The 15063-nt window shown below is 69.0% G+C and carries 14 protein-coding genes; 7 read left to right on the forward strand and 7 right to left on the reverse strand.

Annotated elements, in window-relative coordinates:
* Window positions 1-5: 5 nt before the first annotated feature.
* The 6 genes from C6376_RS10445 to C6376_RS10470 all read right to left on the reverse strand — a co-directional run bounded on the left by C6376_RS10445 (window position 6) and on the right by C6376_RS10470 (window position 6741).
* Window positions 6-2396, reverse strand: coding sequence for a hypothetical protein (locus tag C6376_RS10445; protein WP_107443170.1), 2391 nt, complete (start codon window positions 2394-2396; stop codon window positions 6-8).
* On the reverse strand, window positions 2396-3028 hold the full coding sequence (locus tag C6376_RS10450; RefSeq protein ID WP_107443171.1) for a hypothetical protein: 633 nt from the start codon (window positions 3026-3028) through the stop codon (window positions 2396-2398). Before C6376_RS10450 ends, C6376_RS10445 begins: the two co-directional genes overlap by 1 nt.
* Window positions 3029-3051: 23 nt before the next feature.
* A complete protein-coding gene (locus tag C6376_RS10455; RefSeq protein WP_107443172.1) occupies window positions 3052-3738 on the reverse strand; it encodes a hypothetical protein in 687 nt (228 codons plus the stop codon).
* A gap of 49 nt (window positions 3739-3787) precedes the next feature.
* Window positions 3788-4774, reverse strand: a complete 987-nt coding sequence (locus C6376_RS10460) for a CHAT domain-containing protein (RefSeq protein WP_107443173.1) — start codon at window positions 4772-4774, stop codon at window positions 3788-3790.
* Window positions 4775-5611: 837 nt separating this feature from the next.
* The gene (locus C6376_RS10465) at window positions 5612-5863 is read right to left on the reverse strand and encodes a DUF397 domain-containing protein (RefSeq protein WP_254075897.1); all 252 of its coding nucleotides are present in this window, start codon (window positions 5861-5863) and stop codon (window positions 5612-5614) included.
* The gene (locus C6376_RS10470) at window positions 5860-6741 is read right to left on the reverse strand and encodes a Scr1 family TA system antitoxin-like transcriptional regulator (RefSeq protein WP_107443174.1); all 882 of its coding nucleotides are present in this window, start codon (window positions 6739-6741) and stop codon (window positions 5860-5862) included. The genes C6376_RS10465 and C6376_RS10470 overlap by 4 nt, the downstream gene beginning before the upstream one ends.
* 221 nt (window positions 6742-6962) lie before the next feature.
* Here C6376_RS10470 and C6376_RS10475 point away from each other — a divergent pair, with 221 nt between their 5' ends.
* Both C6376_RS10475 and C6376_RS10480 read left to right on the forward strand, forming a co-directional pair.
* On the forward strand, window positions 6963-8303 hold the full coding sequence (locus C6376_RS10475; protein ID WP_107443175.1) for a hypothetical protein: 1341 nt from the start codon (window positions 6963-6965) through the stop codon (window positions 8301-8303).
* Window positions 8304-8358: 55 nt separating this feature from the next.
* Window positions 8359-9063, forward strand: coding sequence for a 2'-5' RNA ligase family protein (locus tag C6376_RS10480; protein ID WP_107443176.1), 705 nt, complete (start codon window positions 8359-8361; stop codon window positions 9061-9063).
* Here the strand turns inward: C6376_RS10480 and C6376_RS45120 are convergent.
* Window positions 8944-9504 (reverse strand): ATP-binding protein, encoded by a 561-nt coding sequence (locus C6376_RS45120; protein ID WP_254075898.1) that lies wholly within the window; start codon window positions 9502-9504, stop codon window positions 8944-8946. The two genes, C6376_RS10480 and C6376_RS45120, sit on opposite strands and share 120 nt — an antisense overlap.
* 212 nt (window positions 9505-9716) lie before the next feature.
* Here C6376_RS45120 and C6376_RS45125 point away from each other — a divergent pair, with 212 nt between their 5' ends.
* From C6376_RS45125 to C6376_RS10505, 5 genes are all read left to right on the forward strand, one after another.
* Entirely contained in the window at window positions 9717-10124 is a 408-nt protein-coding gene (locus C6376_RS45125; RefSeq protein ID WP_254075899.1) for a hypothetical protein, read from the forward strand.
* On the forward strand, window positions 10124-10300 hold the full coding sequence (locus tag C6376_RS44410; protein WP_173985618.1) for a hypothetical protein: 177 nt from the start codon (window positions 10124-10126) through the stop codon (window positions 10298-10300). Before C6376_RS45125 ends, C6376_RS44410 begins: the two co-directional genes overlap by 1 nt.
* Before the next feature lie 186 nt (window positions 10301-10486).
* Window positions 10487-10690 carry an FxLD family lanthipeptide gene (locus tag C6376_RS10495; RefSeq protein WP_107443177.1) on the forward strand — a complete coding sequence of 68 codons (204 nt, stop codon included), beginning with the start codon at window positions 10487-10489 and terminating at the stop codon, window positions 10688-10690.
* Between the two features lie 79 nt (window positions 10691-10769).
* A complete protein-coding gene (locus tag C6376_RS10500) occupies window positions 10770-13826 on the forward strand; it encodes a lantibiotic dehydratase (RefSeq protein WP_107443178.1) in 3057 nt (1018 codons plus the stop codon).
* A complete protein-coding gene (locus C6376_RS10505; RefSeq protein WP_254075900.1) occupies window positions 13826-15001 on the forward strand; it encodes a lanthionine synthetase C family protein in 1176 nt (391 codons plus the stop codon). The genes C6376_RS10500 and C6376_RS10505 overlap by 1 nt, the downstream gene beginning before the upstream one ends.
* Window positions 15002-15063: the final 62 nt, after the last annotated feature.

A 15063-nucleotide genomic window follows, 5' to 3' on the forward strand; every position in this document is an offset into this window, starting at 1 on the left:
ACGGCTCAGAGGTCGAGCATGCTTCTGATGGCCGCAAAGCTAACCGGGGCTCCCTGCGCTTCGAGCTTCTGGAACAGGCCGCGGTCCTTCACGTCCTGCTCGACTTTCGCTCTTTCCTTCTGCCGGCTGACGATGTTGTCCAGTTTCTGGTATTCGCGGGACTGGAGGTAGTCGACATCGACGCGACGGTCAACAGGTTCGCCGCCGTATTCGCTCAGCCAGTCCTCCTGATCCCGCTTGAGATCGGCGAGTCGCTTCCCGAGGGTGGGATCGATGGGCCGGTGCGTTGGTACGGACAGTAGGTCCAGCAGGGTGCGGGACTTAATCTGCTGTACCGCATCGAGCGCCTCTTCGGGTCTGTCCAGGCGTACGCACGTCATCACGAGCATGTCGTAGAACGGCAGCATCGCTGACAGGAAGTCGGCACGCTCATTGACTCCGGTCAGCGAGGACCGGGATTCCTCGGTGATCCGAACACACCGGATGAGCTGCTTGTATGCCACCTCGAAGCGCTTCTCGCGCAGGGCGATTCCGGCCAGCCCGGCCCGGCTGGGCCATTCGATCTCGAACTCAGTTCCGGGAGGCATGGTCTCCAGCGCGCGGCCGAACGAGGCCGCCGCGGCCCGGTCGTCCCCGAGGCGGACATGGCACGATGCGGACAGCTGGTGGGCCTGCGCGACGAGCCAGGGCTGGTCCGACAGAACGGTGCTTTCCACGGCACGACCGAAACAGGCCAAGGCCGCTCCCGGGTCGCTGCGATAGAGGGACATGCCGGTGCTGAATTCTCTGACCTGAGCGGCTGCTTCCTGATATTCGGCTGTGTCCCAGAGTTCTTCCGCGCCGGGCAGTTGCGGATTTTCCACCGCGCGGCTGATCAGCTCCAGATGCAGGCGGAGATAGACCGCCGCTTCCTCCTTGCGTCCGGTTGCCTCGCAGGCGAGATGGGCCCACCACGCGGACTGCGCGCGTGGTGGCGGGATCACGGGATGATCCTGCAGCCGGCTTCCCCTGAGCGCGGTCGGCTCCGGATTCCTGGCCAGGATCGGCATGAGCTGGCTGAAGCGGCGGTAGGCCGTCTCGGCGTCGCCGGCCCTCATGTGCACCAGCCCCGAGCGGTGCAGGGAGTGGGCACGGCAGGCCATGGCGCCGATACTCGTTATGGTCAGTTGGAGAGCCGCGTCGGCGTGTGCTGCTGCGGCGCCCAAGTCGCCGCTGTTCATGAGGAGATCGGTGAGGTGCGCGTCCGCCACCCACGCCAGGTACTCCAGACCGGTCGCCGCGACCTGCTCCAGGTTGCGGCGGCCGTCGCCGAGCCGTCCGAGTTGTACCTCCAGTAGCGCCTTGTCCAGGAGGAACAGCGTCGACGCGTACGAGTGCGGGACGTCGCGGCTGGCTTCGACGGCTCTGCCCAGGATGTTGATCGCCTCGTCTGTCCGGTCAAGGTACACATGGATGCATGCGAGCCGGTGGAGCCGGTCGGCAAGTAGTTCCGGCTTGATATCGGTCGGCACGGCCCGGAACGACGCTTCACCGTATTCCCTCGCGCGGTCCACCTGCTCCTGTTCGACCGCGTAGTCGAACATCCTGCTCAGGACCAGGAACTCGTCGCTCTGCGGGCCGCACTCGCGGTAGAGGCCGGCGGCGGCGGACCACGCGGTGAAAGCGGGCTCCACGGCGCCCAATTGCTGGTGGGCGTGCCCCATGGCGTCCAGCAGATCCGCCGATGTTCGCCGGTCGCGGGCCTGCGCGAGTGCGTCGTCGGCGCCGGTCAGCAGGAGTTCGGCTCCCGCCCGCAGATCATCCTCGGCGAGGGACCAGTACATGGTGGCGAGCTGGCCGGTTACCGCCGTGGCGCGGGTCTCATCGGTGATGTCGGCCGCTATGCGCACGCATCGCAGCTGTCCGTCCAGCGCGGCCATTCCCGCGCCCCGTGCCCGGTGGATCCGCACCGTCAACTGCTGGGCGGTCAGCAGGTCCTCCGGGGGCCCGATCCGGCGGTAGATCTCCAGGGCGGCACCGACCGCCTCGGCCGCACTGTCAGGAAGGGCGCCACCAGGGCTGCCTGTGCTACCCGGGCCCGGAGCGGTGGTTCGGTCGAAGGTGTCCAGCAGCAGCCGGCCCTGCCACGTAAGTGCTTCGGCCCGGCCCCGGCTGGTGCCCCCGAGTAGGCTCGCCTGGCTGGCGAGATCGGCCCACCCTGCCGCCTCGTCCCAGTCCTGCTGGATTTCGGCCCGGTAGCTCTCGTTCAGCAGTGCGCCGATCACCCGGTCGTCGATCCGGTCCGCCAAGCGGTCCAGACTGGCGGCGCGGTCCGGCGACCGGGCGATCACTCGAACAACGCCTTCGGCCTGCCGGTCCCGAAGCCACTGCCCGGCGGCGTGGATCCGGCGCGCCACTAGGAGCGTCCGAGTCCGGCGCGTACCTCCTGGTGGAGGTGGGACGGCAGGCCGCGGAACTCCTCGGCTTCGGTCAGGTGGCGTTCCAGCAGTTCCAGCAACTTGCGATGCTTCGCCGGGGACAGCCCGTCGGAACTGATCAGCGCGGCCGACACGGACTTGATCCCGTAGGCATGGTGCGGCAGATCGGTCCTCAGCAGCCGGGCCGCGCGGGTGGTGAGCTGATCTTGGGTGACGCGGCCGGCGCTACCAGCGTCGATCAGGGCGCACAGTTCGGTCCGTACCGTGATCGCCTCACGGCGTGCGCGGCCGAACTCGTCCTCCTTCAGGGCGATGGACGCCAGTACCGCGACGACGTAGACCAGCGCGGGCGCCCAGCCGGAGCGCAGCAGTAGAAGGACCGCGCCGGCTGCCAGCGCCAGGAGTCGGATCACGGTCAGGGCGAGGATCGAGCCGGTGGCGCCGGAACGGCTCCGCCGCATGTCCGCCGCCAGCACCATGCGGCTGAGGCCGTGCGCAGCCGCGCTCACGGCCACCGCTGCTGCCGCCACGATCGCGGCGCCGGCGCCGCCGAGGACGGCGATGAGCGCCAGCCCTGCGAGCAGGACAATGTAGTGCCAGATCCGGTGCATCTCGGTCCTTTCACCAGCGGCCTTTACGCGAGCCGATGGGTCTGGTCTATTTCGTGGCGCTTGCGCAGCAGCGGGATGATTCGGCCGCTACCTTCCAGCGCGACCTGGGCGAGCAGGTTGAACCTGACTAGGAGCTGCGCGCCGGGCGGCGCGCTCACCAGCAGCCGCAACTCGCGTTCGCTGTGCAGGTGTTCGCCGGGAGTGGAGCGGAAGTCCCAGAAGGCGCGGGCGAATCCCCGTCCGGAGGCAAGGATCTGCGGGTGGTAGACAGTGCGGGTGGCAGTCCGCTCCCGCCGGGCCTCGCCTCCGGCTCCGGCGATGACCTCGAACGTCATGCCCGTCGAGACTGTGGTGGTCAGCTCGACCGGGGACTCACCGCGTACGTCCCGCGGCGCCATGTCGCGTACGAGCGCCCCCGGGGTGGCTTTCAGATCCACGATGAGCCGGGTTGAGCGGAAGTGGCAGCCCTGGCTCGGATGGACCACGCACAACAGTGGGATGTCGAAGTGGTCTGCGCCGAGATCGTCCGGGAGTGCGCCCAGTGGCGACACCGGACCGTGCGCCAGGGCGATGCGGTTGCGATGCTGGAACAGAGCCAGATCCCGGTCGTCGATCACCGTCTCACCGCCACGTTGCAGCGCCAGCAAACCCGCGTCGTCGATCTCCAGCGCCGTGTCGAACAGAGGCTGGAATGTCGCATCACCCTGCATCGGTCTTCCCCCACGTGCCTTCCGTTGTTGCCGGTCACCCCGCCACCCGTCACCGCCAGTCGCCGATCAGGACGAACGGAGCCCAGTAAAAGAATGATTCCCAGCCCGCCCGGTCCTTGGTGTCCAAAATCGCCTGGCGCAGCGCATCGGCCTTGAGTCCGTCCGGTCGTCCGAGCAGATGGGTGTAGAACCTTTCCATGAGGAAAGCGGTGGATTCATCGGCTACTGCCCATAAACTGACCAAGACGGATGACGCCCGAGCATAAAGAAAGGCTCGGGTCAGGCCGATGAGTTCGTCGCCGGGGTGATTCTCGCTGACTCCGGTTTCGCAAGCGCTCAACGTCACCAGGTCGGTGTCGATTGCGTCCAGGCCGAATACGTCGGCTGCCGTCATCACATCGGTCCCGGCCAGCTGGATGCCGGACTCCAGTGCGTTCGCCCGGTGGAATTCGGCGTGACCGGCGATGTGGATGATGTCCGCGCCGGTCACCTCGCGTATCAGGTTCTCCCGGGTGACCCGATCGCCGAGAAGCGGTTCGCTCCCCAGCAGTTCGCCGATGCGCGCCGCTTCCACCCGGGCCTGCGGAAGATTGCACCGGGAATCGGCGAACACCGCCGCGCCCCAACCGGACCGGGCGGGGCCGGACGGCCGACGGCGTGACCGGCAGTGATGCAGTACCGAGGCACTCGGGCTGTAGACCACGGGATTGCGCTCGATCAGGTAGGCGCCGTCGATGCGCAGTGCGTGTAGCGGGAGGTAGTGCAACCGGCCGTGCGGAATGAGGCAGATGATGTCATCCGGCTGGGCCCAGCGACTCAGCGGCTGGATCAGGAAGTCATAGGCATGCCACTGGTCTTCCATGCCGTAGTCGAACATGGCTCGCACGGTGTGATGCGAAGAGAAATTCGCGTCGATGAACAACGTCAACTCGGCTTCGTCAACGGTCAGCGCCACCATCTCCGGGCGGTCCCAGTCCTTTCGCACCCCGAAGACGAGCAAACCGTCATCGAAAGCTGCGTACTCGACGAGCAGCACTCCTCTTCCGGACAAGGCACGCCTTCCCCCAGGGCAACCAGGCACTCATGCTATCGGCGGCGCGCTGGCCGTGAAGGGCATTTGAGGCATCCCGCACCGCCCCAGGGGGTGGTGGTCGTGAGCTGGGGCATGGTGGTTGTGTGCTGGGGTCGTGACCTGTAGTGATCGGAGGGCCTCCGGCGCTCGCGACGTGGGCGCGGAAGCGGTCCGTGGACCGCCACACCTTCAGCTCAGCGCGCGGAGGCGGAATCGTCCTGTCGACCATGACCAGTCCGAAGGCCGCGAGCATCAGCAGCACGTCCTCACACATCCGCACCGTGCAGTCCCGTTTGAGGCGGCCACTCGATGTCAGAGCGACCTGTTTGCGGTTGGTGGCGTACTCACGCCATGCCTCGCCGAGCCCGCCGTCGAGCGTGATCTCTTCTGCCTCGATAGCCGCCGCGTGTTCGCGTACGAGACGGTCGACATCCAGGGCGGTGACGCGCCGAGTACCTGGCTCGCGCACCGCACGAGGGGTCGGATAGCACCAAGCTGTCGCTCCGCCGAGAGCCAGCCCGTACACCAGCCGATCAGCTGTTCCGCGGATGCGGAGCCAGTGGCTGGTGTCCGTCACCGCCAGGGGCTAGGTGGGTTCGGCGATCAGCACGAGGCCCGCTGAGCGATCGGCGGTCAGCACCCGAAGTCCGAGGCCGTCGGCCGTCTCGTCGAAGGCAGTGCGCAGGTCAGGGTCGGTGTGGAAGCGGTCAGGAGTCGGCTGTAGAGGTCGTGGCGGGCTGGGGACATGGCGGGGTCGAGGCCGTACCTGAGAGTGCGGGATGTGGCGTTCCGCTGGTCTTGTCATCGCTCGCTGATTGACCCGTTGGCGATCCCGCTAACCAGCGCGCCCATCGCCGACTTCGAGAACAGCAACGGACGACGGTCGATGTCCTTGGAGTCTCGCACTGCGGCGTGTTCGCCCAGCTCCGCGACTTCCACGCAGTCGTTCGCCCCCCCGCTGTATGAGCTCTTCCGCCACCGCGCGTGTGTGAGATCGACGTCGTGTGGAGCTGCCGTGACGTCGTGCGTGGCGGCCATGCTGGGCGTGCTCACTCTTCGAGCTCCTTGCTGATGCGTGCGATGTGGGTGCGAGTCTCCGACGGGTCGAGGGCGCTGTCTTTCAACTGATCGAAGATGTCCGTGTAGTTGGCCACGTCCTCAGGGGACTCCAGATACACGGAGTTCTTGGGATTCTCAAGCCACACCAGGTCCGGCGTCGGGTGCGGGAAGGTCAGGATGACGAACGGGCCGTACAGCCCGGGATGCGCGCCGAGCGAGAACGGCAGCAGCTGTACCGTGACGTTCGGCTGCTCGCTCGCCTCCACCAACTTCCGCATCTGGTCGCGCATCACTTCGACGGAGCCGACCGTCCTCCGCAGCACGGCTTCGTCGAGGATTGCCCAGAACCTGGCTGGGGTCTCACCACCCAAGCGGCTGTTCTGCCGCTCCATGCGGACCCTGACCAGGGACTCGACCTGCGGCGCGGACAGGTCCTTCCTCATCTGGGAGATCACGGCACGCGCGTAGTCCTCGCTCTGGAGCAGCCCCGGCACGAGCATCGGCTGGTAGCTGGCGAGATGCGTCGCGCCGGCCTCCAGCGCAAGGTAGCCGTCGTAGCGGGTCGGGGTGAGCACCGTCGAGTACTTGCGCCACCAGGGCTTTTGCTGCTCCTTGTCCGCCCGTACGAGGTCGAGCACGTCGGCCCGCCGGTGCTCGTCGTCGACGCCGTACAGGTCCAGTAGTGCCCGGACGAGGACCGGTGTTGTACCGCGCTCGCCGTTCTCGATCCGGCTCAGCGACCCCTGGTTGACCTCCAGTTGGTCGGCGACCTCGGTGAGGGTGAGCCCGGTCGCGTCACGTAGTTCCTTCAGCCGTGCCGCGAGCTGTCGCCGGTACACCGACTGCGGGACCAGGCTTCTCTTCAAGGCCATGCCGGAAGTCTCTCCGTACCGGTGACATCTCTACAACCCATACGGGTCAACTTCACCAGACATATTGCCTAGTTGACGGTTGCATCGGCATGCTGTCAGAAGTCACGGCGCTCGTTCGTACGGGCGTACGCCGCAGCCGACCGATGGGCGCGCAGGCCACGACCTCGCTACCGGCACGCGCCTTCGCGTCGGTCCTGCACGCCGCACCAGGAGGGTGGGCCATGCCACGGACAACGCTGCTCCGGCAGCTGCTCCAGCAACTGCACCTGACGACGCACGAGGCTTTCGCCGCCCAGTATGTGCGGGCCGCCGCCCGGCTGGCAGAGCTCGACCGAGACCCCCGCCTGGCCTCCCTCCAGGTTTCTCCACGCCAGTTCGACCGCTGGTACGGCGGAGAGTTGCTGACTCTGCCCCGACCTGACGCCTGCCGAGTTCTGGAGCACATGCTGGGCAGACCCGTGTCCGAGCTGTTCTCCACGGCGTACAACGGCGACTCCGTGCACGACCGCGACGAGGGGTCGAGCACGGGCCAGCAGGCGACGAGTGCGCCTCCGCCACGTGAGGACGACGAGAACCCACTGGACATCGTCACCCGGACCCGGCAGCTCACGGCCAGCAACGCCGACGACGCGACGCTCGCCTTCCTCGACTCCTCCCTGGAGGGCATCGCCAGCCGATACGAACAGGACGGGCCGTACCTCCTCCGCCCCCAGGCCCGCCAGGTACGGCAGCTCGCCCACACCCTCCTCGACGGCCGCCAGCCTCCACGCGCACGCCGGGAGCTCTTCCGCGTCGCTGCCCGCGCCTCCGGCCTGCTCGGCTACATGGCGGTGAACACGGGCGACTTCGCGCTCTCGGAGGCGTACTGCACCGAAGCGCGGGATCTCAGCCGTGAGATCGGTGACCTGGATACCGACCTCTGGGCGTGTGGGACCCTCTCCTTCGGCCTCTACTACGCTGGCCGGTACGACGATGCGGACGCCTGCGCGGCCGCGGCCGTCGAGCGAGCTCCGCGCCACGCCCAGTCCATCCGCTTGCTCGCCAACGGCAGGGCCCGGGCCCTCGGCAAGACCGGCGACCGGCGTGCCGTTGAGCAGGCCGTCGGACAGGCACTCCGCCTCTCCGACCTCCATGAGGTACCCGTCGGGCTGACCTCCTGCATCTCCTTCGAGCCGTACGGACGGGCCCGGACGCTGGCCAACGCCGTCACGTCACACGTGGCGCTGCGCAACACGGCGCAGGTACTGCACGACGCCGAGCACCTCGACGATCTGGTGGAGCACTCGGTCTCCTCTTGGAGCCGCTCTCTCGTGCGCCTCGACGTCGCCACCGCGCTGCTGCAGCAGCGCACGCCCGACATCGCCCACGCGATGGCGCTGGGCCGTGAGGCCCTGCGGTTTTGCGGGGACTCGCCGATCAGCTCCGTCTACCAACGCTCCCGTGACCTGCATGAGCAGGCCGGCCCGTGGCGTGATCACTCGGCGGTACGCGATTATGGCGAGGAGTTCCGGACCTGGAGCTCGCAGCCAGCGGCCCTGGCCATGGCGTCATCCGCGTCGTAGACGCCGTCGGTGTCGTCGTGCTCCGGGGCAGTGTGAAGCCGAAGGAGTCCGACGGGTGCCCCTGCTCAGCGCCGATCCCGCCGCGTTCCCCGCCGAGCCCCCTGCCGACACGCATGATCCGGCGGTCACCGCGGCCCACGACTGGGCGGCGTTCAGCGCACTCGACGAGATGACCGACCACTGGGCACGCCCCGGCTGGTCGGACGGCAGCCGGGCGTACTACTGGATGCTGACCTTCCCGGATGATCAGCGGCTCGCAACTCTCGCCGGGCACTGCCAGGAGGAGCTGGCCCTCCTCGGCCTCGACCCGGTGCCGACGGACGGACTGCACATCACCCTCGCCCGAGTCGGAACGCCCGGCGTCGTCACCCCCGGCCAGCTGGACAGCCTGGCGCAGGACGCCGAGGCGCTGCTGCCCTCCGCGTTCTCCGTACGCGCCATGCCGCTGGCCGGATCCCGAGGCGCCGTCCGCCTGTCCCTCGGCCCCTGGGAACCCCTGCTCCGGCTGCACCACGCGCTGGCCAAGGCAGGGAGCAGCGTCGGTCTGCCCCCGAAGAAGCCGACGTCCGCATTCCGGCCGCACCTGAGCCTCGCGTACAACAACCGCCGACGCCCCGCGGCCCCAGTCGTGGAGGCGGTCTCAAGCCTCCGCGCTCTCCCCGCCGTCGAACTCTCCGTGTCCGCCGTCCAGTTGGTGAAGCTCCGCCGTGAGGGGCGGACGTACCGCTGGGATGTACGGAGGAACGTCACGCTCGTGTAGCCCGCTGGCGTCCAGGGCGAGAATTACGACCACTTCCTTGCCGATCGCGGTCGGCCGGACGGACCACGCGGAGGCCAACTCCCCGACGAGCAGCAGTCCGAGACCACTGCCCGTCAACTCGTTCACCGACTCCTCCGCGGAGCGTGCCCGGACTCTGGAGACATCCCGTCCCGCGTCATGGATGCGCAGTACCGCCACGTCTCGGTAGACCTCCACACACATGTAGTCCGGTCCGCCGGCTGTGTGTCTGAGCGCGTTTCCCACGAGCTCCGAGGCGATCAGAACGGCGTCGTCGACCCGCTCGGGCGCGGCACGTCCTTCGAGGAGCTCTCGTACGTGTCTGCGCGCGAGGCCCGAAGGCTCGGTGCAATCGGCCAGCTTCACCCAATGACGCCGTACTGGCGTCCGCCTGCAGAGGCGCTCTTCGTCCACCGCGTCCATCGCCGCTTCTCGTTTCCGCTTGGCACTGGACCGATCAGCCTCGCCACGCGTGAGGCGCGGCGGTACGCCGCGGCTCCGCCTCCTCGCGCGCCGCCGGACGGCGGACAAACGGCGTGCTGACGGCGTACCGCCGCCGACTGCCCCCGACGAGGCTCTTCGTCGAGGCGCCGGACCCTTGGCGTCTCGGCTCACCTGGCTGGAGGTAACGCGGAATGAGCGGCAGTGCGAGGCAGACCGCACCACACGAGGTGCCCCCGGACACGCGCCTGGTGTTGTACGCCTGTCTGCCCGCGTCACTCGGTGGGGCCGCCGACCACAGCGTGGCCAGCGCACGGCGCTACGTGGCCGATGCCGGCTGGGAGGCGATCGAGACGTACGTCGACCGGGCGGCACCGTTCGGAAGCCGCGCCCTGTGCGAGGGCTGGCACACCGCTCTGGCCACGGTCGAGCAGGGGAAGGCGGCCGGGATCGTCACCCCTCTGCTCGTGATGCTGGGGCATCTGGATGAGGACAAGTCGAACCTCGCTGCCTGGCAGGCTCGGACCGGAGCGCTGATCACGACCCCGTGGGCGGTCGTCGATGCCCCAGGCGCCACGGTCGCACGGAGGTCGGCGGCGTGATGGCCCGGATACGGCAACGGCCGCTCCCGCGGCTGCTCGGCCAGGTCGGATGGGTGCTGCGGCATCCGGCGACGTACGTCGGTCGGTTCGGCTTCGGCACCTTCCAGGTTCTGTTCCTGCCCGTCCTGGTGACCGGCACAACGTTGACCACGCTCTACGCGGGCCAGTTCCGGTAGCCCCGGCCCGTGTCCTCGACCCCCCTCTCCGGATGCTCCGAATCCATATCCCCCACGGAATCCGGTCAACCGGAGAGGGGCCGCACCCAAGGTGCGAACGCAGAAACCCGGCCCTTGCGGCAATCCATACGCAGGCCGGGCGGCACAACGAACCGTTCGGATCCTTCCGACAGAAGAGGAAGTGCGATGACCGCAACCATGCTCACCCCGATCACAACGGCCACCACCGGGGCGTCCGCTGCGACGGCCGCCCCCGGAGCGTCCGCCGACCCGTTCGACGTCGACCTGACGATCGTCACGGAGATCGGCGCCGACCTGCTCCCCAAGGCGTGCGGCACCGGCGACGGGTGTGCGCCGTCCTGCGCCTCGTCCTGCGCCAGCGCCGTCTGACGGCGGCTCGTGCAGGGGGTCGGGGGCGCAGCCGCCCCCGACCCCGCTCGTTCACAGCACTGACGGCGGAGGCATGGGGATGGGAAGCGACGGAAAGCTCTACCAGCACACAGGCGCGGCGCTGCTCCGGGCTGCCGCGATGCCGCTGACGGGTCTGCCGACATGGTGGCCTGACCCGTCCGACACGGAGGTGTGCGGCAGGTGGCTGAGGCAGGTGTGGGCCGATGCGCGGTTCGCCGACGCCGTCCGGCAGGCAAGCGGCGATCTCGCCTCTCGGGTCGACGCGATCTGCGCCGGCCAGCCGACACGCTCCAAGCAGGTCCGGCGCGCCGCCATAGCCACGGTTCGCTACCTGTTGCGCGCCACCGGGCGACCAACCCCGTTCGGTCTCTTCGCGGGAGTCACCGCAGCGAGCGTGGGTTCGACGCCGCACGTGAGGTGGGGCGACACACACCAGGCCGTGGCGCGGGTGGATACCGAGTGGCTGGACGATGTCATCGTCCGCCTGGAGGCGTGCCCGATCCTGCTGGAGCGCCTGGATGTCGTCCTCAACAACCTGGCGGCGCGTCGCGGCGGGCGGCTGCATGTCCCGCACGGCGGACCGATGGGGGCCACCGTCCGGCGCACCAGTGCGGTACGCGTGATCGAGCGCCTCGCGGGCGGGCCGGTCCGCTTCGCCGCCCTCGCCGAGCAGTTGGCCGCGGCGTTCCCCCGAACCGAGCCGCAGAACATCCGCACACTGCTCGGCGCGCTGGTGCGCGAGAAGTTCCTGATCACCAGCTTGCGCGCGCCGATGACCGACACCGATCCGCTGTCCCACCTGATCGAGCGGCTGCACGGCGCAGTCGCAGACGCAGGCATGGTGCCGCAGGTCGCGCAGGTTCTGCACGAGCTGGAAGCGGTGCAACGCTCCGTACACGAGCACAACCGGCGCCCGGCGAGCGCGCAAGGGCCGGCTTGGGAGGAACTCACGGGCCGACTGCGGCGGCTCTCCGACGCGGGCCGAAACCCCTTGGCCGTCGACCTGAGGCTGGACGCCGAGGTACAAATCCCCGAGAGCGTCGCGCAGGAGATGGAGAGAGCTGCCGATGCTCTACTGCGGCTCACGCGCCGACCGACGGGCCAGGGCGTGTGGAAGGAGTACCAGGTCGCGTTCTGGGAACGGTACGGCACCGGCACGCTCGTGCCGGTGAAGGAGGTCGTCGACCCGGCGTCCGGGCTCGGCTACCCGGCGGAGTACCCCGGGAGCCGCATGACCGCACCGCCCCCGACAGTCTCCGAGCGCGACGAGCGGCTGCTGGCCCTGGCCTGGCAGGCACTGGCCGACGGCAGCAGAGAGATCGTCGTCACCGACGACCTGATCGACCGCCTGGCCGGCGATGCGCCGACCGGGCAGGAGGCACCACCCCACGTGGAGATGTGCGCGCGCCTGCACGCCGACAGCCTGTCCACCCTGGAGGACGGGGACTTCACGCTCACGGTGACACCGGCCCGCGCCGCGGGCACGCTCACCTCCCGGTTCACTCCGGTGGCCACCGGCACGGGACTCGACGAGGTCTACCGCCAAGTTCCCACGGGCGTCGAGAACGCGCTGACCGCGCAGCTCTCCTTCCCGCCGCTGTACCCGCACACAGAGAACGTCGCCCGCATCCCCGCTTATCTTCCACACGTGATCCCCTTGGGCGAGCACCGCAGCCCGGATGACACCGCGCCGACGGTCATCGACGTCGACGACCTCGCGGTCACGGCCACGCACACCCGGCTGTACCTGGTCAGCATCTCCCGCCGTCGCCTGGTGGACCCGCAGGTCTTCCACGCCATGGCCCTGGACAAGCAACCTCCGCCCCTGGCCAGGTTCCTGGCGCACCTGACCCGCTCCTTCGGCCCTGCCTGGACCAGCTTCGACTGGGGGCCGCACGGCGCACGGCTGCCGTTCCTGCCGCGCGTCCGCTACGGGCGTGTGATCCTCTCTCCCAGTCGTTGGAACCTGACCGCCGACGACCTTCCAAGCCGTGGCGCGGACATGCGGGAGTGGACTGACGCCCTCGGCCGGTGGCGGAAGCGGTGGCACTGCGACGGTGCCGTCGAGCTGCGGGAGGACGATCGGACACGTCGGCTCCAACTCGACGTGCCCGCACACGTCACGGTCCTGCGTGCCCACCTGGACCGGGAAGGCCATGCCGTGCTGACGGAGGCGCCGGCCGAGGAGACCTACGGCTGGATCGGCGGCCACGTCCACGAGATCGCCCTGCCGATGACCAGCACCCGCCGGCCGATACCCGACCCGCTCTCCGGCTTCCTCCCCGTGCTCACCAACAGCACCCTCGGGCCCGTACCGGGGGCGGTGCAGGCACCCTGGCTGAACGCCAAGATCTACAGCCACCCCGATCAGCTCGATGAGCTGCTCGGCACTCACCTCGCGAGGCTCGTGACCCAACTCCCAGGTACGCCCGAGTGGTGGTTCGTCCGCTACCGGACCCCGCACGACCTCGACCACCTGCGCCTGCGCATCCGCACCCGCAGCCCCGGACAGTACGCCGCCTGCGCTGAGCTCGTCGCTGGATGGGCCACCGGGCTGCGCCGCGGGGGGCTCAGCAGCAGGCTCGTGTTCGACACGTACACTCCCGAGATCGGCCGTTACGGCCCAGCCGCCGCCTTGCGCTGTGCCGAGGCGGTGTTCACGGCCGACTCGGCCTACGCCCTCGCCGCCTTGCAGGGTCCCGGAGTCGACGGCGTCGACGGACGGGCGCTGGCCGCGGTCGGCATGGTGGACATCGCCTGCGGCTTGCTCGGCCCCGACGAGGGCATGCGGTGGCTGGCGAACCGGCCCGCGCCTCCGGCTCGCGTCGAGCAAGGCGTCAGCGGCCAGGCCATTCAACTCGTCCGCCACACCACGCCTCGGGCCCGAAACTGGGGCGAAGAGCTCGCCCAAGCGTGGCACCGTCGCGCCGTGGCCCTGGCGCTGTATCGCGAGCACCTCGCCGAGAGCATGGACCTCGACTCCGTCCTGGAATCCTTGCTGCACATGCACCACAACCGCCTGCGTGGCCTGGACCGGGAGGACGAGAGGATCTGCCGCCGCCTTGCCCGTCAGTCCGCCGTCGCATGGGCTGCCTGGCCGGGGGAGAGCCGCTGATGAACTACGACGCGCCGCCCACACCCACCGGGCCCGGCTGGGGGCAGTCGCTGTACTCCGGCGCGGCGGGAGTCGCGCTGCTGCACGCCGTCAGGGCCCACACCGGCGAAGGCGAGAGGGAAGCACTCCGGCCATGGGCCGCCGCCATGCTCAAGGGCCCTATCCAGGCCGCCGCCGAAGCATGCGGTCTGTACGAGGGCGCTCCGGCCGTCGCGTACGTCCTCAGCTTCACGCACACAAACACCGCCACGCGCGCTCTGGCGACCCTGGACACACACCTCGCCGACGTCACAGGCCAACGACTCAAGCGGGCACATGCCCGCATCGATCGTGGCGCGTTGCCTACCCTGGGCGAGTTCGACCTCATCAGCGGACTGACCGGGCTGGGCGTGTACCACCTGCACCGCGGCCACAAGACGGAGCTTCGGGACGTCCTCGCCTACCTGGTGCGGCTGACGGAACCGATCACCATCGAAGCGCAACGTCTGCCCGGCTGGTGGACGGGAGACAGCCCCGATCTGCGACCGACGCCGCGGTGGCCCGGCGGACACGGCAACTTCGGCCTCGCCCACGGCATCGCCGGGCCGCTGGCGCTGCTGGCCACGTCACTGTGCCACGCCCACACGGTGCCTGGACAGACGCAAGCCATCACCCGGATCTGCGACTGGCTCGACCGGTGGCGCAACGGCACCGGCTCGCGCGCTTGGTGGCCGGACCTGATCACCCGAGCCGAACACCGACGCGGCGAACTCCAGCGTCCAGGACCGAAACGCCCGTCCTGGTGTTATGGCACCCCTGGCATCGCCCGCGCCCAGCAACTCGCCGGCCTCGCCCTCGGCGACCGTGACCGGCAACGGCAAGCCGAGCAGGCCCTGGCCGGATGTCTGGCCGACGACCAGCAGCTCGCCCAGCTCACTGACGCATCCCTCTGCCACGGCTGGGCGGGGCTCATACAGACCGTCTCCCGTGCCGCCGCCGACGCCCTCGAAGACGAACTCGCGTCGCATCTACGTCGCCTGAACGTCCGCCTCAACAAGCACCTGGACCACCACGGGCTGCCGGACGGCGCCGGCCTGATGGACGGCACGGCAGGTATCCACCTGGTCCGACTCACCGACCCCGTCAACACGGCGATCACCGCCCCCTGGGACCGCTGCCTGCTCCTGACAGGGTGACGCCGCGAACCGCATCCACACACCAGAACAAATGAGAACGATCTGCCCCTGCCGCAAGCACA

It is taken from the genome of Streptomyces sp. P3 (assembly GCF_003032475.1).
Taxonomy (GTDB): Bacteria; Actinomycetota; Actinomycetes; order Streptomycetales; family Streptomycetaceae; genus Streptomyces.

Excerpts from the sequence above, each read along its gene's own strand:
- C6376_RS10455 (WP_107443172.1), bottom strand. The coding sequence starts at position 3,738 with ATGCAGGGTGATGCGACATTCCAGCCTCTGTTCGACACGGCGCTGGAG.
- C6376_RS45120 (WP_254075898.1), bottom strand. The coding sequence starts at position 9,504 with ATGGACGCGGTGGACGAAGAGCGCCTCTGCAGGCGGACGCCAGTACGG.
- C6376_RS10500 (WP_107443178.1), top strand. The coding sequence starts at position 10,770 with ATGGGAAGCGACGGAAAGCTCTACCAGCACACAGGCGCGGCGCTGCTC.
- C6376_RS10505 (WP_254075900.1), top strand. The coding sequence starts at position 13,826 with ATGAACTACGACGCGCCGCCCACACCCACCGGGCCCGGCTGGGGGCAG.
- C6376_RS10495 (WP_107443177.1), top strand. The coding sequence starts at position 10,487 with ATGACCGCAACCATGCTCACCCCGATCACAACGGCCACCACCGGGGCG.
- C6376_RS45125 (WP_254075899.1), top strand. The coding sequence starts at position 9,717 with ATGAGCGGCAGTGCGAGGCAGACCGCACCACACGAGGTGCCCCCGGAC.
- C6376_RS10450 (WP_107443171.1), bottom strand. The coding sequence starts at position 3,028 with ATGCACCGGATCTGGCACTACATTGTCCTGCTCGCAGGGCTGGCGCTC.
- C6376_RS44410 (WP_173985618.1), top strand. The coding sequence starts at position 10,124 with ATGGCCCGGATACGGCAACGGCCGCTCCCGCGGCTGCTCGGCCAGGTC.
- C6376_RS10475 (WP_107443175.1), top strand. The coding sequence starts at position 6,963 with ATGCCACGGACAACGCTGCTCCGGCAGCTGCTCCAGCAACTGCACCTG.
- C6376_RS10470 (WP_107443174.1), bottom strand. The coding sequence starts at position 6,741 with ATGGCCTTGAAGAGAAGCCTGGTCCCGCAGTCGGTGTACCGGCGACAG.